At 40.0% G+C, this 19,998-nt stretch carries 32 protein-coding genes; all 32 read right to left on the bottom strand.

Going from position 1 to position 19,998, the window contains the following annotated elements; genetic code table 11:
• Position 1 precedes the first annotated feature (1 nt).
• Positions 2-118 (bottom strand): 50S ribosomal protein L36, encoded by a 117-nt coding sequence (gene rpmJ / locus AB6M99_RS00525; RefSeq protein ID WP_000868345.1) that lies wholly within the window; start codon positions 116-118, stop codon positions 2-4.
• Between the two features lie 26 nt (positions 119-144).
• Positions 145-363, bottom strand: a complete 219-nt coding sequence (gene infA, locus AB6M99_RS00520; protein ID WP_027974096.1) for a translation initiation factor IF-1 — start codon at positions 361-363, stop codon at positions 145-147.
• Positions 364-478: 115 nt separating this feature from the next.
• Positions 479-1,120, bottom strand: coding sequence for an adenylate kinase (locus AB6M99_RS00515; protein WP_121836388.1), 642 nt, complete (start codon positions 1,118-1,120; stop codon positions 479-481).
• A gap of 220 nt (positions 1,121-1,340) precedes the next feature.
• On the bottom strand, positions 1,341-2,648 hold the full coding sequence (gene secY / locus AB6M99_RS00510; RefSeq protein ID WP_121836387.1) for a preprotein translocase subunit SecY: 1,308 nt from the start codon (positions 2,646-2,648) through the stop codon (positions 1,341-1,343).
• 13 nt (positions 2,649-2,661) lie between these two features.
• Positions 2,662-3,102, bottom strand: a complete 441-nt coding sequence (gene rplO, locus AB6M99_RS00505) for a 50S ribosomal protein L15 (RefSeq protein WP_121836386.1) — start codon at positions 3,100-3,102, stop codon at positions 2,662-2,664.
• A 130-nt stretch (positions 3,103-3,232) separates the two neighbouring features.
• Entirely contained in the window at positions 3,233-3,412 is a 180-nt protein-coding gene (gene rpmD, locus AB6M99_RS00500; RefSeq protein WP_000057245.1) for a 50S ribosomal protein L30, read from the bottom strand.
• Between the two features lie 14 nt (positions 3,413-3,426).
• On the bottom strand, positions 3,427-3,921 hold the full coding sequence (gene rpsE / locus AB6M99_RS00495; RefSeq protein ID WP_121836385.1) for a 30S ribosomal protein S5: 495 nt from the start codon (positions 3,919-3,921) through the stop codon (positions 3,427-3,429).
• Between the two features lie 18 nt (positions 3,922-3,939).
• Positions 3,940-4,296 carry a 50S ribosomal protein L18 gene (rplR, locus tag AB6M99_RS00490; protein WP_121836384.1) on the bottom strand — a complete coding sequence of 119 codons (357 nt, stop codon included), beginning with the start codon at positions 4,294-4,296 and terminating at the stop codon, positions 3,940-3,942.
• Between the two features lie 104 nt (positions 4,297-4,400).
• Positions 4,401-4,937, bottom strand: coding sequence for a 50S ribosomal protein L6 (rplF, locus tag AB6M99_RS00485; protein WP_121836383.1), 537 nt, complete (start codon positions 4,935-4,937; stop codon positions 4,401-4,403).
• Between the two features lie 204 nt (positions 4,938-5,141).
• Positions 5,142-5,540 carry a 30S ribosomal protein S8 gene (rpsH, locus tag AB6M99_RS00480; RefSeq protein ID WP_121836382.1) on the bottom strand — a complete coding sequence of 133 codons (399 nt, stop codon included), beginning with the start codon at positions 5,538-5,540 and terminating at the stop codon, positions 5,142-5,144.
• A 264-nt stretch (positions 5,541-5,804) separates the two neighbouring features.
• Positions 5,805-5,990 carry a type Z 30S ribosomal protein S14 gene (locus AB6M99_RS00475; RefSeq protein WP_001085697.1) on the bottom strand — a complete coding sequence of 62 codons (186 nt, stop codon included), beginning with the start codon at positions 5,988-5,990 and terminating at the stop codon, positions 5,805-5,807.
• A gap of 17 nt (positions 5,991-6,007) precedes the next feature.
• A complete protein-coding gene (gene rplE, locus AB6M99_RS00470) occupies positions 6,008-6,550 on the bottom strand; it encodes a 50S ribosomal protein L5 (RefSeq protein ID WP_121836381.1) in 543 nt (180 codons plus the stop codon).
• A 23-nt stretch (positions 6,551-6,573) separates the two neighbouring features.
• Entirely contained in the window at positions 6,574-6,879 is a 306-nt protein-coding gene (gene rplX / locus AB6M99_RS00465; protein WP_369350899.1) for a 50S ribosomal protein L24, read from the bottom strand.
• Positions 6,880-6,959: 80 nt separating this feature from the next.
• Positions 6,960-7,328, bottom strand: coding sequence for a 50S ribosomal protein L14 (gene rplN / locus AB6M99_RS00460; protein WP_018164522.1), 369 nt, complete (start codon positions 7,326-7,328; stop codon positions 6,960-6,962).
• Positions 7,329-7,352: 24 nt separating this feature from the next.
• Complete coding sequence (gene rpsQ, locus AB6M99_RS00455) at positions 7,353-7,613, bottom strand: 30S ribosomal protein S17 (protein WP_002885836.1); 261 nt, start codon at positions 7,611-7,613, stop codon at positions 7,353-7,355.
• Between the two features lie 26 nt (positions 7,614-7,639).
• Positions 7,640-7,846: a 50S ribosomal protein L29 gene (rpmC, locus tag AB6M99_RS00450; RefSeq protein ID WP_121836379.1), complete on the bottom strand. Its 207-nt coding sequence runs from the start codon at positions 7,844-7,846 to the stop codon at positions 7,640-7,642.
• A 9-nt stretch (positions 7,847-7,855) separates the two neighbouring features.
• A complete protein-coding gene (gene rplP / locus AB6M99_RS00445; RefSeq protein ID WP_121836378.1) occupies positions 7,856-8,269 on the bottom strand; it encodes a 50S ribosomal protein L16 in 414 nt (137 codons plus the stop codon).
• 3 nt (positions 8,270-8,272) lie between these two features.
• Positions 8,273-8,926: a 30S ribosomal protein S3 gene (rpsC, locus tag AB6M99_RS00440; RefSeq protein ID WP_121836377.1), complete on the bottom strand. Its 654-nt coding sequence runs from the start codon at positions 8,924-8,926 to the stop codon at positions 8,273-8,275.
• Positions 8,927-8,938: 12 nt separating this feature from the next.
• Positions 8,939-9,283 (bottom strand): 50S ribosomal protein L22, encoded by a 345-nt coding sequence (gene rplV / locus AB6M99_RS00435; RefSeq protein ID WP_027974083.1) that lies wholly within the window; start codon positions 9,281-9,283, stop codon positions 8,939-8,941.
• Between the two features lie 16 nt (positions 9,284-9,299).
• The gene (rpsS, locus tag AB6M99_RS00430; protein WP_000533766.1) at positions 9,300-9,581 is read right to left on the bottom strand and encodes a 30S ribosomal protein S19; all 282 of its coding nucleotides are present in this window, start codon (positions 9,579-9,581) and stop codon (positions 9,300-9,302) included.
• 92 nt (positions 9,582-9,673) lie between these two features.
• The gene (gene rplB / locus AB6M99_RS00425) at positions 9,674-10,507 is read right to left on the bottom strand and encodes a 50S ribosomal protein L2 (RefSeq protein ID WP_121836376.1); all 834 of its coding nucleotides are present in this window, start codon (positions 10,505-10,507) and stop codon (positions 9,674-9,676) included.
• A 17-nt stretch (positions 10,508-10,524) separates the two neighbouring features.
• Complete coding sequence (locus AB6M99_RS00420) at positions 10,525-10,821, bottom strand: 50S ribosomal protein L23 (protein WP_121836375.1); 297 nt, start codon at positions 10,819-10,821, stop codon at positions 10,525-10,527.
• On the bottom strand, positions 10,821-11,444 hold the full coding sequence (gene rplD / locus AB6M99_RS00415) for a 50S ribosomal protein L4 (protein ID WP_369350882.1): 624 nt from the start codon (positions 11,442-11,444) through the stop codon (positions 10,821-10,823). The genes AB6M99_RS00420 and rplD overlap by 1 nt, the downstream gene beginning before the upstream one ends.
• Positions 11,445-11,468: 24 nt before the next feature.
• A complete protein-coding gene (gene rplC / locus AB6M99_RS00410) occupies positions 11,469-12,095 on the bottom strand; it encodes a 50S ribosomal protein L3 (RefSeq protein ID WP_121836373.1) in 627 nt (208 codons plus the stop codon).
• A 105-nt stretch (positions 12,096-12,200) separates the two neighbouring features.
• Positions 12,201-12,509 (bottom strand): 30S ribosomal protein S10, encoded by a 309-nt coding sequence (rpsJ, locus tag AB6M99_RS00405; protein WP_018368193.1) that lies wholly within the window; start codon positions 12,507-12,509, stop codon positions 12,201-12,203.
• A gap of 232 nt (positions 12,510-12,741) precedes the next feature.
• Positions 12,742-13,695: an IS30 family transposase gene (locus tag AB6M99_RS00400; RefSeq protein ID WP_369350879.1), complete on the bottom strand. Its 954-nt coding sequence runs from the start codon at positions 13,693-13,695 to the stop codon at positions 12,742-12,744.
• 200 nt (positions 13,696-13,895) lie between these two features.
• Entirely contained in the window at positions 13,896-15,176 is a 1,281-nt protein-coding gene (locus tag AB6M99_RS00395) for an MATE family efflux transporter (RefSeq protein WP_369350877.1), read from the bottom strand.
• A gap of 46 nt (positions 15,177-15,222) precedes the next feature.
• Positions 15,223-16,563, bottom strand: coding sequence for a GHKL domain-containing protein (locus AB6M99_RS00390; RefSeq protein WP_121835907.1), 1,341 nt, complete (start codon positions 16,561-16,563; stop codon positions 15,223-15,225).
• Positions 16,564-16,594: 31 nt separating this feature from the next.
• Positions 16,595-16,786, bottom strand: a complete 192-nt coding sequence (locus tag AB6M99_RS00385) for a hypothetical protein (protein ID WP_369350875.1) — start codon at positions 16,784-16,786, stop codon at positions 16,595-16,597.
• An 11-nt stretch (positions 16,787-16,797) separates the two neighbouring features.
• Positions 16,798-17,322 carry a DUF3278 domain-containing protein gene (locus tag AB6M99_RS00380; RefSeq protein WP_121835905.1) on the bottom strand — a complete coding sequence of 175 codons (525 nt, stop codon included), beginning with the start codon at positions 17,320-17,322 and terminating at the stop codon, positions 16,798-16,800.
• 379 nt (positions 17,323-17,701) lie between these two features.
• A complete protein-coding gene (locus AB6M99_RS00375) occupies positions 17,702-18,454 on the bottom strand; it encodes a response regulator transcription factor (protein WP_121835904.1) in 753 nt (250 codons plus the stop codon).
• 3 nt (positions 18,455-18,457) lie between these two features.
• Positions 18,458-19,945 (bottom strand): threonine synthase, encoded by a 1,488-nt coding sequence (thrC, locus tag AB6M99_RS00370; protein WP_121835903.1) that lies wholly within the window; start codon positions 19,943-19,945, stop codon positions 18,458-18,460.
• Positions 19,946-19,998 lie beyond the last annotated feature (53 nt).

Here is a 19,998-nt window from a genome sequence, read left to right as displayed (position 1 = left end):
CTTATCCTTGACGTTGTTTGTGTTTTGGATTTGTTGGACAAATAACCATAACACGGCCGTTACGACGAATAACTTTACAGTATTCGCAAATTGGTTTAACCGATGGTCTTACCTTCATGTTCTAATCCCTCCAATTATTTCGAATTATTTAAAGCGGTATGTGATACGTCCACGTGTTAAATCGTATGGACTAAGTTCAACTGTCACACGGTCACCGACTAAAATACGAATGTAATTTTTACGGATTTTTCCTGATACAGTCGCAAGAACTTGGTGTCCGTTCTCGAGTTCAACCGTAAACATTGCATTAGGCATTGTTTCAACAACCTTGCCTTCAATTTCAATCACGTCTTCTTTTGCCACGCAAAAGCACCCCCTAAATTTCGATTTGATGTCCTCTGAGCACAGAGGTAACAATTATAAGTCAGACTAAGCTATTATATCATGAGTTTAGTCAATATGCAAGTGAGATTATCTATTATTTTAAAGATGAAATCACTTTCTCTACATCAGCAAAAACAGAATCAATTTCTTGATTGCCTTGGATATCATGAACAAGGTTTTTCTCACGGTAATGAGCAAGGATTGGTTCTCCTTGAGCAATGTTAACATCCAAGCGGCGTTTTACTGTTTCAGGCTTATCATCTTCACGTTGATAGTAATCATCTTCGTTGTAATCACCAGCTGGTGGGTTAAAGACTTTATGGAAAGTTTCACCCGTGACTTTATGGATGATGCGTCCACTAAGACGTTCCAAAAGGCTATCTGGATTAACTTCAATATTGATGACCCCATCAAGTGTGATGTTGAGTTCTGCTAATGTTTGGTCCAAAGCGTACGCTTGTTCAATAGTACGTGGATAACCATCAAGCAAGAAGCCTTTTTCTGCAATATCAGTTTGTGCAAGACGTTCTTTGACAATACCGTTAGTTACTTCGTCTGGAACTAACTCGCCTTTGTCAATATATGACTTAGCAAGTTTCCCCATTTCAGTTTGGTTCGCCATTGCTGCACGGAACATATCTCCTGTAGAAATGTGCGCCACACCAAAACGCTCAACGATTTTAGCAGCCTGAGTACCTTTACCAGCACCCGGTAAGCCCATAATCAAAAGATTCATGAGTTTCTCCTTTTTGTGATTTAGAGTTTCTTAAAGGTTTGTCCTTGCTTACACAAAAAGCAAATGCGTAAGTGACTTAGGTCAATAAGGAATGCTTTTTGTGTTAACTTTGGACAACTTTATTTTGTTTTCACATAAATTTGCCAATAGTGACAAACTTATCTAAAAACAAAATAGAAGAATAGGGAAATCCCTATCCTCAATTTTGTTTGCAATGTGCTTAATCTTCAACGTTCATAAAGCCAGCATACTTTCTCTTCAGTAAGTAACCTTCTAGCTGTTTCATTCCTTCAATTGCTGTTGAAATTAAGATAAGAAGACTTGTTCCTCCTAGAGCCACACCAGCCGATAGCCCATACAATTGTTGCGCTAAGATTGGACTTAGAGCGACAAAGGCTAAGAAGATAGCTCCTAAAGTTGCCAATTTTTTAAGCAAACTAGTGAGGTATTGCTCGGTCTCTCGACCTGGACGAACTTTTGGAATATAAGAAGCATTCTTTTGTAAATTCTCAGCTGTTTTTTCAGGATTAACCTGAACAAACGTATAGAAGAATGAGAACACGACAATCAAGATTGCATAAACTACCATACCAACTGGTGTTCGATAGTCAAATGCTGATTGTACTGATGATAACCATGATAAATTCCAACCCTGACTTTGAACAAATGGAATTATAGTACTTGGAAGTGCTGTAATCGAACTTGCAAAGATAACTGGAATAACTCCAGCAGGGTTAATTTTCAATGGTAAGTATGAGCTTGTTGAGGCTCCTTTTGTCAACTTAGTGTACTGAATAGGAATTTTGTACTCTGCTTGCTGAACAAAAGTTGTGAAGAAGATAATAATGAGTGCTGCAACAATCAAGCCTGCAATGAAAAGGTATGAACTTTGCAAATCGCTTGAACGAACATTAACAAAGTAATCATCATAGATACTTGAAATCGTATTTGGTAAAGCAGAAACGATACCTGAAAAGATAATCATTGAGACGCCATTCCCAAATCCTTTATCTGTAATCTGTTCACCGAGCCAAGTTACCACAACACTACCTGTTGTCAAAATCGCGCCAATCAAGATATAGGTCTGTGGATTTGGTGTTGGAACAAGTGCTACGCTTGACAAAGCATTAAATCCATAAGTAATACCAATTGATTGGAAAAAGGCTAAGAAAAGTGAAATATAGCGTGTCGCTTGATTCAACTTGCGACGGCCAACCTCACCTTGTTTTCCCCATTCTACAAACTTTGGTAAAATATCCATCTGTAGTAATTGAACAACGATTGATGCAGTAATGTATGGACTAACCCCCAATGAGAATACTGAGAAATTATTCATAGCATTCCCTGAGACTAGATTTAACATATTCAAGAACGGCAGATCACCTAATTGCTCAAGACTCTTTACATTTACACCAGGAACTGTGATATGCGTTCCTAAGCGAAAAACGAAGATGATAAAAATCGTAAATAGAATTTTTCGTCTAACGTGTTTCACTTTTAGCGCATCTTTTAATAATTTAAAGAACATCCGAGTACCTCGCTTAGATGACTTCGACTGAACCACCTTTTGCAGTAATCGCCGCTTCAGCAGATTTTGAGAATTTAGCTGCTTTAACAGTCAATTTCTTAGTCAATTCACCGTTACCAAGGATTTTTACGCCTGATTTTTCAGCACGAACGATACCAGCTTCTTTAAGAACAACTGGTGTTACTTCTGTACCATCTTCAAAGACGTTTAATTGATCAAGGTTAACAAGAGCGTATTCTTTAGCGTTGATGTTTGTAAATCCACGTTTTGGAAGACGACGGAACAATGGTGTTTGTCCACCTTCAAATCCAAGACGTACACCGCCGCCTGAACGAGCTTTTTGACCTTTTTGACCACGGCCTGAAGTTTTACCGTTACCAGATGATGTACCACGACCAACACGGTTGCGAACTTTACGTGAACCTTCTGCAGGTTTTAATTCATGAAGTTTCATTTATTTTTTCTCCTTTTTTATGGGCATAATGCTAGCGCTCCACCAGAGTGAAAAAGGACGCTCCGGTGAAACTCGCCTATGCATATATTCAAGTTAAAGTCGCAGAAAAATTCTACGACTTCAAAAGTTTTTAAGCTTCCTCAACAGTTACCAAGTGAGAAATAGCGTTAACCATTCCACGGATAGCTGCGTTGTCTTCTTTAACAACTGAAGAATTCAATTTACCAAGTCCAAGGGCAACAACAGTTTTACGTTGTTCTGGTTTGCGTCCGATTGGAGACTTAGTCAAAGTAATTTTAATTTGAGCCATGTTAATCTCCTTTCTTATGCCAAGTCAGAAACTGAGATGCCACGAAGTGCAGCAACTTCTTCAGCACGTTTCAATTGTTTCAAACCTTCAACAGTTGCACGAACGATGTTGATTGGTGTGTTTGAACCAAGTGATTTAGACGTGATATCAGAGATACCAGCTAATTCCACAACGGCACGAACTGCACCACCAGCGGCAACTCCAGCACCCTCTACAGCTGGTTTCAACAATACTTTAGCTCCACCAAATTCTGAACGAACTTCGTGAGGAATTGTTGTACCAACCATTGGTACTTCGATAAGGTTTTTCTTAGCGGCCTCAACAGCTTTACGGATTGCTTCTGGAACTTCTTGAGCTTTACCAGTACCAAATCCAACACGGCCGTTACGGTCACCAACAACTACAAGAGCAGCGAAACGAAGACGACGTCCACCTTTTACAGTTTTCGATACGCGGTTGATACCAACCAAGCGCTCTTCAAGTTCTACTGCATTATCTTTAAATGCCATTATTAAGTGTCCTCCCTATTAGAATTTCAATCCGTTTTCACGAGCTGAGTCAGCCAAAGCTTTCACACGTCCGTGATAGAGATAGCCACCGCGGTCGAACACGACTTCAGTGATGCCTTTAGCAGCAGCACGTTCAGCAACGAGTTTACCGACAACAACGGCTTGTTCAGTTTTAGTTCCCTTAGAAACTTCTTTATCAAGAGTTGATGCACTTGCGAGCGTTACACCCGCTACGTCATCAATAACTTGAGCGTAGATGCCTGTATTAGAACGGAAAATGTTCAAACGTGGGCGTTCTGCAGTTCCAGAGAGTTTTCCGCGAACGCGACGGTGGCGTTTTTGGCGGAGTTTGTTTTTATCTGGTTTCGAAATCACAATTTTCACCTCTTAAAATTTTCTTTGTCTACTAAGACGCTAGCAAAATTCTAGAGTATGACTGCCAACAAAAGTTTACCTCTTGCCAGCTTTGCCATAATCTATTATTTACCAGTTTTACCTTCTTTACGGCGTACAAATTCACCAACGTAGCGGATACCTTTACCTTTATATGGTTCTGGTGAACGAAGGCTACGGATGTAAGCAGCTGTTTGACCAACAACTTCTTTGTTGATTCCTTCAACAGTGATTGAAGTTGGGTTTGCTACTGTGAAAGTAATTCCTGCTGGAGCTTCCACTTCATCTTGGTGAGATTTACCAACTGAAAGTACAAGTTTTGTTCCTTGAAGTTGAGCACGGTAACCAACCCCGCGCATTTCAAGTTCTTTTTTGAACCCTTCAGAAACACCAACAACCATGTTGTTCAAGTTTGCACGTGAAGTACCGTGGATTGTTTTCATTTCTTTTGAGTCGTTTGGACGGTGAAGAGTTACTTCTGTACCTTCAACACGAATTTCAATGTTAGTGTTGAATTCACGAGTCAATTCACCTTTAGGTCCTTTTACTGTTACCAAACCGTTGTCGTTTTTAATTTCAACACCAGCTGGCAAGTTGATAACTTTATTACCAATACGTGACATGTTTTTATTTTCTCCTGTTAAATTATCAAGCCGACGAGCGACTAGTTTTCACGGGGCGATGATAAATAAATACCGTTCAAAGCATAAAAGCTAATTTGAACACGCCCTAAGAACCGTGCAAATTTAGGAACTCTTTTTGTTTGCAAGCAAACTTCAAAGAGTTCCTAAATTTGCTTTGTCCTTGACGGGCTTTGTATCATTATTTTACCAAACGTAAGCCAACACTTCTCCACCAACGTTCTTTTGACGTGCTTCTTTGTCTGTCAAAAGACCTTCTGATGTTGAAATGATTGCAACTCCAAGTCCATTAAGAACTTTTGGAAGATCTTCACGTTTAGTGTAAACACGAAGACCTGGTTTTGAAACACGTTTCAAGTTAGTGATAACACGCTCACCGTTTTGTCCATATTTCAAGAATACGCGGATAATTCCTTGTTTATCATCTTCGATGATTTCGATGTTTTTTACGAAACCTTCGCGTTTAAGGATTTCAGCGATACCTTTTTTAATTTTTGATGCAGGTACTTCAAGAACTTCGTGACGTGCTTGGTTAGCGTTACGAATACGTGTTAGAAAGTCTGCGATTGGGTCAGTCATAACCATTTTATATTTCTCCTCTTACTAGTAGTTTGCAGGATGCACTTGCTAGTTAATGTGTGCCCGAAGGCGAGATGTGCGCATGAATACATCCGCACTATCATATTTGAACTCAGGCTACAGCCTGTGTGAAAAAGACAAATCTGCCTAGAACGCAAGCGTTCGTCGTTAGATTTCCTATTTTCACTTAGACTGTCACGCCCTTAGTATCATACAATTTGAGCACGGACTAAAATCCTACGGATTTTTTAACGTCCTTTGCATCATAAATTACCAAGATGCTTTTGTAACACCTGGAATTTGACCTTTGTATGCTAATTCACGGAAGCAAACACGGCAAAGTTTGAATTTGCGGTAAACTGAGTGTGGACGTCCACATTTTTCGCAACGTGTGTAAGCTTGCGTAGAGAACTTCGCTGGACGTTTGTTCTTAGCAATCATAGATTTTTTAGCCATTAGATTTACCTCCTATATTATTTTGCAAAAGGCATTCCAAGGCCTTTAAGAAGTGCGCGTCCTTCTTCGTCAGTGTTAGCAGTTGTAACGATAACGATATCAAGACCACGTACTTTATCAACATCATCAAAGTTGATTTCTGGGAAAATCAATTGCTCTTTCACACCTAGTGTGTAGTTTCCGCGTCCGTCAAATGATTTTGTTGGAACACCGTGGAAGTCACGTACACGTGGAAGTGAAACAGTAACTAATTTATCCAAGAATTCGTACATACGCTCACCACGAAGGGTAACTTTTGCACCGATCGCAACACCCTCACGAAGACGGAAGCCGGCGATTGATTTCTTAGCTTTAGTGATAAGTGGTTTTTGACCTGAGATAAGTGCCAATTCAGCAGCAGCTTTTTCCAAAGTCTTAGCGTTTGATACAGCTTCACCAACACCCATGTTAAGAACGATTTTCTCAACTTTTGGCACAGCCATAACTGATGTGTAGTTGAATTGTTCTGTCAACGCAGGAACAACTTCTTTAAGATATTTTTCTTTTAAGCGATTTGCCATTATACTTCTCCTTTCCTTCGTGATTAATCAAGCACTTCGCCTGATTTTTTGTTGTAACGAACTTTTTTGCCGTCAACAAATTTGTAACCAACACGACCAGCTACACCATTTTTGTCAAGAACTTGTACGTTTGACACGTGGATAGCTGCTTCTTTTTCAACGATAGCACCTTGAGGGGTTTCGCTGTTTGGTTTTTGGTGTTTCTTAACGATAGCAACACCTTCTACGATAACTTTGTTAACTTTTGGAAGTGCTTTAAGAACAACAGCTTCAGTGCCTTTGTCCTTACCAGCAATAACGCGAACTTTGTCGCCTTTTTTTACAAACATTGAGAGTTTCTCCTATATATTTCTTACGCCCCTTAGGGCACCCTGCAAATACTGCAGGGGACTAATTGTTTGAGTGTTAATTAAAGAACTTCTGGTGCAAGTGATACGATCTTCATGAAACCACCGTCACGCAATTCACGTGCAACAGGGCCGAAGATACGAGTTCCGCGAGGGTTTTTGTCTTCACGGATGATTACAGCAGCGTTGTCGTCAAATTTGATGTATGAACCGTCTGGACGGCGTGCACCAGTTTTTGTACGAACGATAACAGCTTTAACCACGTCACCTTTTTTAACTGCTCCACCAGGAGTAGCTTGTTTTACAGAAGCAACGATGATGTCACCGATGTTAGCGAATTTACGTCCTGAACCACCAAGTACTTTGATAGTAAGGATTTCACGGGCACCGCTATTATCAGCAACTTTCAAGCGAGTTTCTTGTTGAATCATTCCAATATTCTCCTTTTAGTGTGATTAGATAATAACAGCTTCTTCCACAACTTCTACAAGACGGAAACGTTTTGTAGCTGAAAGTGGACGAGTTTCCATGATACGAACGATATCGCCTTCTTTAGCAACGTTGTTTTCATCATGAGCTTTGTATTTTTTAGAATAGTTGATACGTTTACCATAGACTGGGTGGTTACGTTTTGTTTCAACTACAACAGTGATTGTTTTATCCATCTTGTCAGATACTACGCGTCCAACAAGAGTTTTACGTTGATTACGTTCCATATTTGAATTTCTCCTTTCCCAATCTATTATTTGATTTCAGATTGCACAGTTTTAACACGTGCAATTTGTTTTTTAACTTCATTCAAACGAGCTGTTTGATCAAGTTGACCTGCAGCTGCTTGGAAACGAAGTTCAAAGAGTTCTTTTTTAAGTTCGTTTTCTTTTTTCGCAAGCTCTTCTTGAGACAAGCCACGAAGCTCTTCAACAAACTTTTTGATTTCTTCAAGTTTCATGTCTTCTCCTTATTCTGCGTCGCGTTTTACGAATTTAACTTTAACTGGTAATTTGTGGCCAGCAAGACGGAATGCTTCGCGTGCGATTTCTTCTGAAACGCCTGCAACTTCAAACATTACTTTGCCACGTTTAACTGGTGCTACCCAACCTTCAGGCGCCCCTTTACCAGAACCCATACGTACCCCGATAGCTTTAGCGGTGTATGATTTGTGTGGGAAGATTTTAATCCAAACTTTACCACCACGTTTCATGTAACGCGTCATAGCGATACGGGCAGCTTCGATTTGGCGGTTAGTGATCCATGAGCTTGTAGTAGCTTGAAGACCAAATTCACCGAAGTCAACTTGTTTTCCACCTTTAGCTTCACCGCGCATTTTTCCACGGAATTCACGACGGTGTTTTACACGTTTAGGTACTAACATCTGTTATTTACCTCCTTTAGTGTTTTTACGAGCTGGAAGAACTTCACCACGATAGATCCATACTTTAACACCAAGTTTACCGTATGTAGTGTCTGCTTCTTCCCAAGCGTAGTCGATATCTGCACGAAGTGTGTGAAGTGGAACAGTTCCTTCTGAGTAACCTTCAGCACGAGCGATATCAGCACCGTTCAAACGACCAGATACTTGAGTTTTGATTCCTTTAGCACCTGCACGCATTGTACGTTGGATAGCTTGTTTTTGAGCACGACGGAAAGCTACACGAGCTTCCAATTGTTTCGCAATTGACTCACCAACAAGGTGTGCATCAAGATCTGGTTGTTTGATTTCAACGATGTTGATGTGTACTTGTTTACCAGTCAATTTGTTGAGTTGTGCACGAAGTGTGTCAACGTTTGATCCACCTTTACCGATAACCATACCTGGTTTAGCAGTGTGAAGTGACACGATAACTTTGTTTACTGCACGTTCGATTTCGATTGTAGAAACAGAAGCGTCAGCCAACTCTTTGTTAATAAATTTGCGGATTGCAAGATCTTCATGAAGGTAATCCGCGTATTCTTTTTCAGCATACCATTTCGCATCCCAGTCACGGATGATTCCGACACGCATACCAATTGGATGTACTTTTTGACCCACGATTTTACCTCCTTATTTTTCTGACACAACTACTGTGATGTGAGTTGTGCGTTTGTTGATTGGTGAAGCTGAACCTTTCGCACGTGGACGGAAACGTTTCATTGTTGGTCCTTCGTTTGCGAATGTTTCAGATACTACCAAGTTAGCTTTTTCCAAACCAAAGTTGTTTTCCGCGTTAGCGATTGCTGAGTTAAGAACTTTCTCAACTTCAGTAGCAGCTTTGTTTGGCATGAATTTCAAGATTGCGATTGCGTCAGCAACTTTCTTACCACGGATAAGATCAAGAACAAGACGTGTTTTACGAGGTGAAACACGCACTGTACGAGCCATTGCTTTAGCTGAAGTAATTTCTGCCATTATGTGTTCCTCCTAATTATTTACGACGTGTTTTCTTGTCGTCTGCAGCGTGACCTTTGTAAGTACGAGTTGGTGCAAATTCACCAAGTTTGTGACCTACCATGTCCTCTTGAATGTATACAGGCACGTGTTTACGTCCATCGTAAACTGCGATTGTATAACCGATGAAACTTGGGAAAATCGTTGAGCGACGTGACCAAGTTTTAATTACTTTTTTCTTTTCGTCGTTTGCTTGAGCTTCAACTTTTTTCATCAAATGCTCATCGACGAAAGGTCCTTTTTTAAGACTACGTCCCATTAGTAGTTTTTCTCCTTTAAAATGTTGTACCACAACGGCTTGCCAGCAAGCGCTGGCTACCGAGCTGGCGGATGAATCAACTTGCTAGTTGATTATTTTTGGTTGCGACGACGAACGATAAGTTTGTCTGATTTCGCTTTCTTGTTACGAGTTTTAAGACCAAGCGCAGGTTTACCCCATGGAGTAGATGGCGCTTTACGTCCAACTGGTGCTTTACCTTCACCACCACCGTGTGGGTGATCGTTAGGGTTCATTACAGAACCACGAACTGTTGGGCGGATACCTTTCCAACGGCTACGTCCTGCTTTACCAATGTTAACAAGTGATTGTTGTTCGTTACCAACTGTACCAACAGTTGCACGGCAAGTACCAAGAATCATACGAACTTCGCCTGATTGAAGACGAACAAGAACGTATTTACCTTCTTGACCAAGTACTTGTGCAGACGCACCTGCCGCACGAACAAGTTCACCACCACGTCCTGGCTTCAATTCAATGTTGTGCACAACTGTACCAACTGGAATGTTAGCAAGTGGAAGTGCGTTACCAACTTTGATATCAGCTTCTGGACCTGAAACGATGCGTTGACCTACTTCAAGACCTTTTGGAGCGATGATGTATGCTTTAACACCGTCAGTGTAGTGTACAAGAGCGATGTTAGCTGTACGGTTTGGATCGTACTCGATAGTTTTAACAACTGCTTCAACGCCATCTTTGTTACGTTTGAAGTCAATCAAACGGTAGTGACGTTTGTGACCGCCACCATGGTGACGAACAGTGATGCGACCGTTGTTGTTACGACCAGCTTTTTTCTTCAAAGAAACAAGCAATGATTTCTCAGGTGTGCTTGTTGTGATTTCAGCGAAATCCAAAGAAGTCATGTTACGACGGCCATTTGTCGTTGGTTTATAAACTTTAATACCCACGTTATTTCTCCTTTGTCTTATTCAGCTTCAGTTGCAAACAACTCGATTGCTTTAGAATCAGCTGTAAGTGTAATGATAGCTTTTTTAGTTTTTGAAGTGAAACCTACGTAACGACCAACACGTTTTTGTTTTGGTTTTGATGTTACAGTGTTCACACTTGCAACTTTAACACCTTCAAACGCAGCTTCAACAGCTTGTTTGATAAGGAGTTTGTGCGCACGTGTGTCAACTTCAAAAGTATATTTGCCTGCTTCAAGAGCAATCATTGATTTTTCTGTGATAACAGGTTTTTTGATTACGTCGTACAAATTCATTATGCAAGAACCTCCTCGATTGTAGAGATTGCTTCTTTAGTTACAAGAAGTTTGTCTGCGTTTACGATATCAAGAACACTTGCAGTTGTTGCAGTTGCAACAGTTACGTTTGGAAGGTTACGTGCAGAAAGTGCTGCAAATTCGTTTCCTTCTTCAACAAGAACAAGTACTTTTGTATCAATGCTAAGAGCTGAAAGAACTTTTGCAAATTCAGCAGTTTTTGGTGCTGCAAATGAAAGAGCGTCAACAGCTACAAATTTATCTTCAGCAACTTTTGCTGAGTAAACTGATTTCAAAGCAAGGCGACGAACTTTTTGTGGAAGTTTGTAGCCGTATGAACGTGGAGTTGGTCCGAAGACAACACCACCACCACGCCATTGTGGTGAGCGGATAGAACCTTGACGAGCACGTCCAGTTCCTTTTTGGCGCCATGGTTTGCGACCACCACCTGATACTGCTGAACGGCTTTTAACCGCGTGAGTACCTTGGCGAAGGCTAGCACGTTGGCTGATGACTACATCAAAGACAACTGATTCGTTTGGTTCGATACCGAAGATAGCGTCGTTTAATTCAACTGAGCTAACTTCTTTACCAGTTTGGTCAAATAGTTTTACGTTTGCCATGTTAACTGATTTCCCCTTTCCTTATTATTTAGCAGCTTTAACTGCTGATTTGATAGTGATAAGAGATTTCTTAGCACCTGGTACGTTACCTTTGATAAGGATAACGTTTTTCTCTGGGATAACTTGAACAATTTCAAGGTTTTGAACTGTTACACGGTTGCCACCCATACGTCCTGCAAGGTTTTTACCTTTGAATACACGGTTAGGTGCTACAGGTCCCATTGAACCTGGACGACGGTGGTAACGTGAACCGTGAGCCATAGGACCACGTGATTGACCATGGCGTTTGATAACACCTTGGAAACCTTTACCTTTTGAAGTTCCAGTTACGTCAACAACATCACCAGCTTCAAATTGTTCAACAGTAAGTTCTGCTCCCACTTCTAAGCCTTCAATGTTTTTGAATTCACGGATGAAGCGCTTAGGAGCAGTGTTCGCTTTTGCGACATGGCCTTTGGCAGGTTTGTTACTCAATACTTCGCGTTTGTCGTCGAAACCAACTTGAGTTGCAGTGTAACCATCTGTTTCAACAGTTTTCACTTGAAGAACAACGTTTGGAGTTGCTTCGATGACAGTAACAGGGATAAATTCACCAGTTTCAGTGAAGATTTGAGTCATTCCCACTTTTTTCCCTAAGATTCCTTTTGTCATGAGAAAATATTTCCTTTTCTTAATTTTGTTTTCAAAAAGTTTTTAATGAGCGTTTTTTATGCTCAAAAAAGTTTTTTACGAGCGTTTTTTGTGCTCCGAAATCAATTAAAGTTTGATTTCTACGTTAACACCACTTGGCAAATCAAGTTTCATCAAAGCGTCAACTGTTTTTTGAGTTGGGTTGATGATGTCGATAAGACGTTTGTGTGTACGCATTTCAAATTGTTCACGAGAATCTTTATACTTGTGTGTCGCACGGATGATTGTATAAAGGCTACGTTCAGTTGGAAGTGGAACAGGCCCAGCAACTGTTGCGCCTGTGCGAGTTGCAGATTCTACGATTTTTGCAGCTGCTGTGTCAAGTGTACGGTGTTCGTACGCTTTCAAGCGGATGCGGATTTTTTTGTTTGCCATCTTTTTCTCCTTTTTCGTCTATTTAAGATAATAGGCTAGCTCTTCAAGAAAAACCGACTCGCGTTGCGTGGCAATGCAACCGTGCGTGTCGCAACCTCTTGCGTCAAAGCTATAGCTGTTTATTTACAGCACCATAATAGTTTAACAAAAATCTCCTGCTGTTGCAAGAGATTTGATGCGATTTTTTATTTTTTTGGCTTATTTTTTAACCTTGCCAAATTTCAAGTTCAAGTTAGGCAGTCTGTAAAAACTCTATAGAAGATTTATAATTGAATAGTTTCTTTGGATAGTTGTTAATCCAGTTTTCAATAAATGCGACTTGTTGTTGAGTCGCATTTTTGCTTCCCTTAGGCAACCAACGCCGGATGAGTCTATTATGATTCTCATTAGTACCACGCTCCCAAGAAGAATACGGGTGGGCATAGTAGATATGAGCAGGGTCAAAAACTTCTGCTAAACGACTGAACTCAGCCCCGTTATCAGCTGTGATAGAGTTCATTTGATAATCCTTGAGGATTGCTTTCAGAGCTTGATTGACTGAAGACGCGGACTTATCGGGAATGAGTCGAATGATTTGATAACGACTCTTTCTATCGGTTAGGGTCAACAGACACTCGTTTTTTGCCCGTGTTTGAATAACCGTATCAATTTCAAAATCACCGATATTCTCACGCTTATTAATGCTTTCTGGTCGTTCCTCAATAGACTTTCCAGCTGGCTTAAAATTGGGACTAGCATGCTTTTTCTTAGCTTTCTCTTGTCGAGGATAAAGCATATCAGCCTTGGTCAATCCTAAGTGTCCATGATGCATCCAGTAGTAAATGGTGGAGATGGGAACAGGTATCCCTTTTGACTTTACCATCATCTCGGGAGAATATTTCTGTTCGATGTAGTGAGTTATCTTTTCTTTGAGTCCCTTGGTTAGGGAGAGCTGTTTAACAGAACGTTTACGATTGTTTTGATAGGCTTTTTGAGCGAAATCAGCTGAGTAGATCACTTCAAATTTTCCTTTACGCACTTGTTGTCTAACCTGACCACGTTTGACTTCGTTGTGAATGGTTTGAGGAGCTTTAGCTAATCTCCTAGCGATTTCACGATTTGAGAGCCCTTCTTGAAGCCAACGTTCAATCATTCTACGTTCAGTTAGTGTCAAATGTTTACTTTTTGGTGTATAATAGTTTTGCATCTCAGAATCTTTCTAATTGTTGTTGTGGTGATTACAATTATATCTCTCTGAGATGTTTTTTGATACCCTTAGGTGGCTAACTTCATTTTAGAACTTTCCATTTTTTAACCTTGCTCTCACTTCTCTTAAAAAGTCAGAATTATCTTCGAAAATTTTCGTGTGATTTGTTCAAATGTATTAAACTGAACTCATCGTTTTAATCAATTTTTCGAGTGTTCGTTTTGATATCCCTGTCTTCTATAGATATAACTTAATACTAGCCATCTAAAGAGATTGTCCAAAATCGTTGCTATCCAGATACCCACAAATCCCTGATGTAGTACAATAACGATTAGATAGGCAAATAAGACTCTGACACACCACATTCCTATAGTTGTGGCATAGAATGGGAGTTTGGCATTTCCTACTCCTTGCCAGACTGCTGTATAGACTAAAGTCCCTGCAGTAGCCGTTGTTCCTAGAAACGACGCTAGTAATACTAACTCACTGGTTTCTGAGGCACTGCTATTTTCCGTAAAAAATGCAATAAGAGTTGGCCCAAACACTAGGACTAAACCACTTACCAACAGCATAAGGATCAAAGCTAGGACATAGGCTGTCCTTATCAATTGTTTTCTATCTGCGTCAGATAATGTTCCTATCAAAATAACAACAGCTGTTGCAATCGAAACACCTGGTAGATAGTTAAACTGAGTAAGGGTTTCTCCAATTGCATTTCCAGATACTACTATCGTTCCTAAGGGGATAATAATCGAAAGAACGACAATATCTCCTGCCCTCATCATCAAGCGCTCCCCTGCCGCTGGTAGGCTTAAGCTCAGTAATTCTCTATTGATTCCCCAAGACCAAGGCTGAGCAGACCAGAGAGTTGGAAGCTGTTTAGTGATAATTATAATCCCTATAAAACGCGATAGAACCGTCGCTAGTGCAACACCAGTAATTCCAAAATCCCAAACAAATACCGATAAAGCTGATAAAAGAGCATTTAAAATATTCGTTGTCAAGCTAACATACATCGGTATTCTGGGATTTCCTTGAGAACGCAGGATAGCTCCAAGACTAGTCAGCAAACCTAAACTAATTGCCCCACCCCCAACAATAGCAAAATACCGATTCGCAGCTAAAAGAACCTCTCCCTTGACACCTAATAACGGCCAGATAAAATGACTTCCAAATATAGCTAAGATACCAAGAAAACCGCTAAGCAAAACGGTCAATATAACTGCCTGCCTTTGATAGAAAAGTAGTTTTTTAGAATCTCTTCTATTACGGGCAATCAGACTTGAGATCGCTGTTCCTAATGCGATAAAAAGGGCTTGGTAAATTGCTAGTAAATTGGTAGCTACCGATACCCCCGAGATAGCAATAAGACCAAGCTGAGCTATTAAATAACTATCAACAACTCCCATAAGGGTTTGGAGAATATTTTCCGCCATCGCTGGTAAAGCAATGGAGAGGATTTTTTTGGAATACTTGAACATTCTTCTATTATATAGAAAAAAACACTGAGAAAGCAACTCTCAGTGTTTAGGAATTCACCTCCAAACGTTGTTTGAAACGGTAAGCATCACTCTTTGTGTTCAATGATATTTGAGGATACCTATCCAAAATGCCTCTTACTTTAAATAAACCTAGCCCTCGATTTTCTCCTTTGGTCGAATAACCTTTATCAAACACCTTAGTAATGGAAATTTTTTCCTCTGCTGTGCTATTTTCAATAATGAGATGATAGGTACCGTTCTCCATAAAATAGGCCAGTATCAACTCAGGAGAGTCACTCACTTTAGCTGCTTCAATCGCATTTTCTAGGAATACCGATAACAACGTAATGTAATCTAATAAATCCATTGGTGGTTCATCAATCATCTCTTCTACTTCTACCGTTACAGCAATGCCTTCATACTGGGCTTCTCTTAATTTAGCAGAAATCACACTTTTAATAGCGGTATTAGCTATGCGTGAAAGGTTGCCAATTTCATATTTTTCTTGGTAGAAAGACTTCCCTGTATCCGCCAAGACACTGGTATAAATAGACTCAACCATTTCCATATCCTTATCCTCAATAGCACTGGATAGGCTACTTAAAATCGTCACATAGTCATGTCTAAAACTACGAATTTCTTGATACAACTGTTCAATATGCCGACTATAATCTGATAAGGAACGCAACTGGTGTTCATAACGGTCACGCGATTCTTTTTCTTGGTTGATACGGATGCGATAACTCAGTGACAGCATCGCTGCGATATACATCACACAACAAATCACTGCTATCTGCTCTGCAATGTGAAAAGCCAATTGCTCTGAAATCGTTACTGATAGTGTGAGACCTGCTTCAACCATGCCTTGTATCATGCCTAGCACAAATAGGCTAATAACTGTCGAAGACCAGTAAAATACCGTCAATATATTAATCGGTACTAATAGCTTGTCTAATAAGGCTTGCGAGGTGTAACGCCTAATCAAGGCATAATCAATATTCAACCATTTCGTTAATCCTTTGAATAACGCAAAGACCAACACGTAGCTCAATAGCGCAAACCAATCCTTATAGGAATTAACTATTGCTTCTCCGAAAAGCATTTTGAAATAAACCTCTAGGCTAATCTGAAAGAGACAAATCATCGTGTAAGGAGTGGCAGCATAGAAGAATCGCCGTGTCTTTGTTTCAAAAGGGAGCTTTTGGCGAACCAAGAGCCAGCAGTAACCAAAAACAAGTAACAGGGCAAAATCGTCAAAAATATACCAGATAGGAACTAGAAAAATGCTCTGTTGCCAGGTTATTGTAATCCCACTAATTGCTTTTAGCAGGTAGTTCAAACCAATAATCTGCATGGCAATAAGTAAGAGGTGTAAAACAATGTCCATATGTCTCCTTTGCTATTAGTCACCCACCACCCTATTTATGAAAATAGCGATAAAGTTCTCTGCCAAACTCATTGCCAACTTCATAAATTTTTGGCCACCATTCTGATATAAACCACATGATAGCTAAGAAAAACAAAATCCCAACGGTATAACGTAAAAACCAAGGTAGGTGATTAAAGCTAACTTCAATTTGTTTATCAATTCTTCTCATTAATTGTAACATATCCATTTTTCCTATTCTTTGATTACTTTAATTTTTCGACGATTACTGAAGAAGGCTATCATAAATATAATCGGTGTGTACAGCACCATAACGCCCGGCACAGCGATTTTCCAATAAACCTCAAAAGTGGTTCCAGCTTCTTGTGGAATCCCTGATTGCCAGAGCCAAACAGTTGTTAAAAGGAGAACAATAACATAAAACAGGGCCATTCTCAGTGTTTTACGAAACATTTTACGACGAGCCTCTTTCAGCTGAGAAGGAACTACTGTAAGCTTGTCCCAACCTAATTTTCGGGCAGTAGTCGCTTGATAGGCTAACGGATACCCAACAGCTATCAGATATGCCCAACTGGTTAAGTCAGTATAAAATAGCATAGATAATAAGAAACCTCCGATTAAGACTGTTATCATAAAAGGATAAACTTCTGATGACAATTTCTGAATCTCTAGCTCATGGTCAGTCGTAAAATCTCCTTCAATCCCGTAGAACCATTTCAAAAAACGATAATAGATCTTTGATTGGTATTCTTTTTTCATATTATTTACCTCCTAAACTTTATGGTCCAAGTATAACAAAAACCAGTTCTTGACTGGCTACCTTTCCCTAAACGGTCTTTTTTTCACCCTGAATGGTTGATTTATACTCATCCAAAATCAAAATTAGCATTTTAGAACCTCTAATACTTTTGATGGACTACCAAACGAAGTGAGGCTAAAATGTTTCTTTCGATATAGTGGTATTCATATCGAGAGTTTACCCTCGATATGAACGGATTTTTTGAGACCTAGGCTCAAAAAATAGCAATGAAACTCCGTAGGAGGTTGCTTGCGTCCGCACTTTTAAGAAAGAAACAAAAAGTAATTTTTGATTTTTGTTAAGTATTAACAGATAACTAAAAGGCTGAGAGTATGCTTCTCAACCTTTCTTAGTACTGCTTTCTAAAATGCGCTGTTTCAGCCCCTTCATCTTGAGACGTGACACCAGACAGGTCTCCTTATCTGGAAAGACGGCTACATTGTCCTTATAGTTCAACGCTAAAATATTTTCTGGGTTGACCACATAGGAGCGATGGCTCTGATAAAGTCGTTTATCTAAGGCGATGATATCTGACAGTTTTCCATAAAATTCTAAACGCTCTGTCTTTGTCCGAAGATTGATTTTATGGGATTTTTCCGAGGTCTCAAAATAAAAAATATCACGAAAGGGTACCTGAATATGAGCGTAAGCTGTTTTGAATAGAAAAATATCCTCCTGAGGAACCCCTGTTAACTGCTCAAGAACGTATGAAACAACCTCTTCCAAACATTCGGTCAGCTCTGCATCATTTTGCCCCTTATCAATAAAATCCAAGGCTGACACCTTATAGCGATAGGTCAAGGTTAGAAATTCAGAATGAGTCGTCACAAATACAATATGTGCTAACGGATCCAAGGCTCTAATTTCTTTAGCCAAATCAAGTCCTTTGCGTAACTCATCCTTAATTTCAATATCTAGCAAAAAGAGTTGATGACTACCCTTTTCAGAAATACTGTCTAATAGCTGACTAGGTTTTTCAAAAACATTCAGATGTCTTGCCTTGATACCTCTATTCGTTAAAATTCCCGCTACAATTTTTTCCAAACGAAACTGTTGTTGTAGATTATCTTCAAGAATAAAGATATTTAACATGCTCTACACCAAGCCTAGATAGCTTTCCACAGCTTTTTGCATGTCTGCTGTCGCAACGACTGTTTTGTGACGAACGTCAGCTGTTTCAAGACCATTTACCGCTGAAGGAATAGCAACAGTAGATAGGTCATGTAATTCTTGAACCGCTGTGAAATCATCACCTGAATCTTCCCCTGTCACAGCCTCAACAGCCACACGTGGGAATTTATATGGGCTAGCCGTTGACGCAATAACAGTTGGCGTTTTATCTCCTGTTTTGGCAACATAAGCTTGATATACTGCAGATGCTACGGCTGTATGAGGATCTTCGATGTACTTACTTTCTTCATACACACGTTTAATCTCAGCAACTGTCTCTTCTTCAGTCGCATAACCTGCTGCAAAGAGGTCAAGAATAGACTGATCAACATCCAAGAGCGTGTATTCTCCTGCTGTCGTCAAACTTTCCATTAAAGCCTTAGTTTTCGCTGCGCTATTGCCCACCAAATGGAAAATGAGGCGCTCTAAGTTTGACGATACCAAAATATCCATTGACGGACTTGTTGTCACTTTAAAGTCACGTTTTTTGTCGTAAGTCCCTGTTGCAAAGAAGTCTGTTAGAACCTTGTTTTCATTTGAGGCACAGATGAGTTTCCCAACTGGGACACCGATTTCACGCGCATAGTAGGCCGCTAAGATATTCCCAAAGTTACCAGTTGGCACCGTAATGTTAATCTTATCGCCGTTAGAAATATGCCCCGCCTTAACCATTTGTGCATAAGCATAAACATAATAAACGACTTGAGGTACCAAGCGACCAACGTTCATTGAGTTAGCTGATGAAAATTGCGCCTTGTTAGCTAAGAGTTTTTCACGCAAATCAGCGTCATTAAACATGCGTTTCACATCGGTCTGAGCATCATCAAAGTTTCCATCAATGGCAACCACATGCGTATTGGCACCTGTCTGTGTGGTCATCTGCAATTCTTGGATTTTTGACACGCCGTCTTTTGGATAAAAGACAATAATATCTGTTCCAGGGACATCAGCAAAGCCTGCCATAGCAGCCTTACCAGTATCTCCAGACGTCGCTGTTAAAATAACGATTTTATTGTCAACACCTTGTTTTTTAGCTGATGTCGTCAATAAATAAGGGAGAATTGACAGAGCCATATCCTTGAAGGCAATCGTTGAGCCGTGGAAAAGTTCCAAGTTGTACTGGTTCCCTAATTTAACAATAGGAGCGATAGCTGGCGTATCAAATTTGTCATCGTAGGCTGATGTGATACAGTGGTCAAGCTCTTCTTCCGTGAAATCATCTAAGAAAGCTGACAAAACGATTTTAGCAACCTCTTGATAAGACGCCTCTTTTAGTTGTTCAAAATCAAGAGCTACCTTAGGCATATTCACAGGGGTAAACAAACCACCATCTGTTGCTAAACCTTGTAAAATAGCCTGACTAGCTGTGACAGTATTTTTTTCATCTCGAGTTGATTGGTAAACTAGGGTCATGGGATATCCTCATTTTTTGATAATCTTTTATCTATTATAGCACAATGTTCAGA

This window comes from Streptococcus hillyeri, from assembly GCF_041081565.1.
Classification (GTDB): Bacteria; Bacillota; Bacilli; order Lactobacillales; family Streptococcaceae; genus Streptococcus; species Streptococcus hillyeri.
The sequence above is the reverse complement of the archived record's forward strand: the minus strand, read 5'-3'. Positions and strand labels throughout refer to the sequence as shown.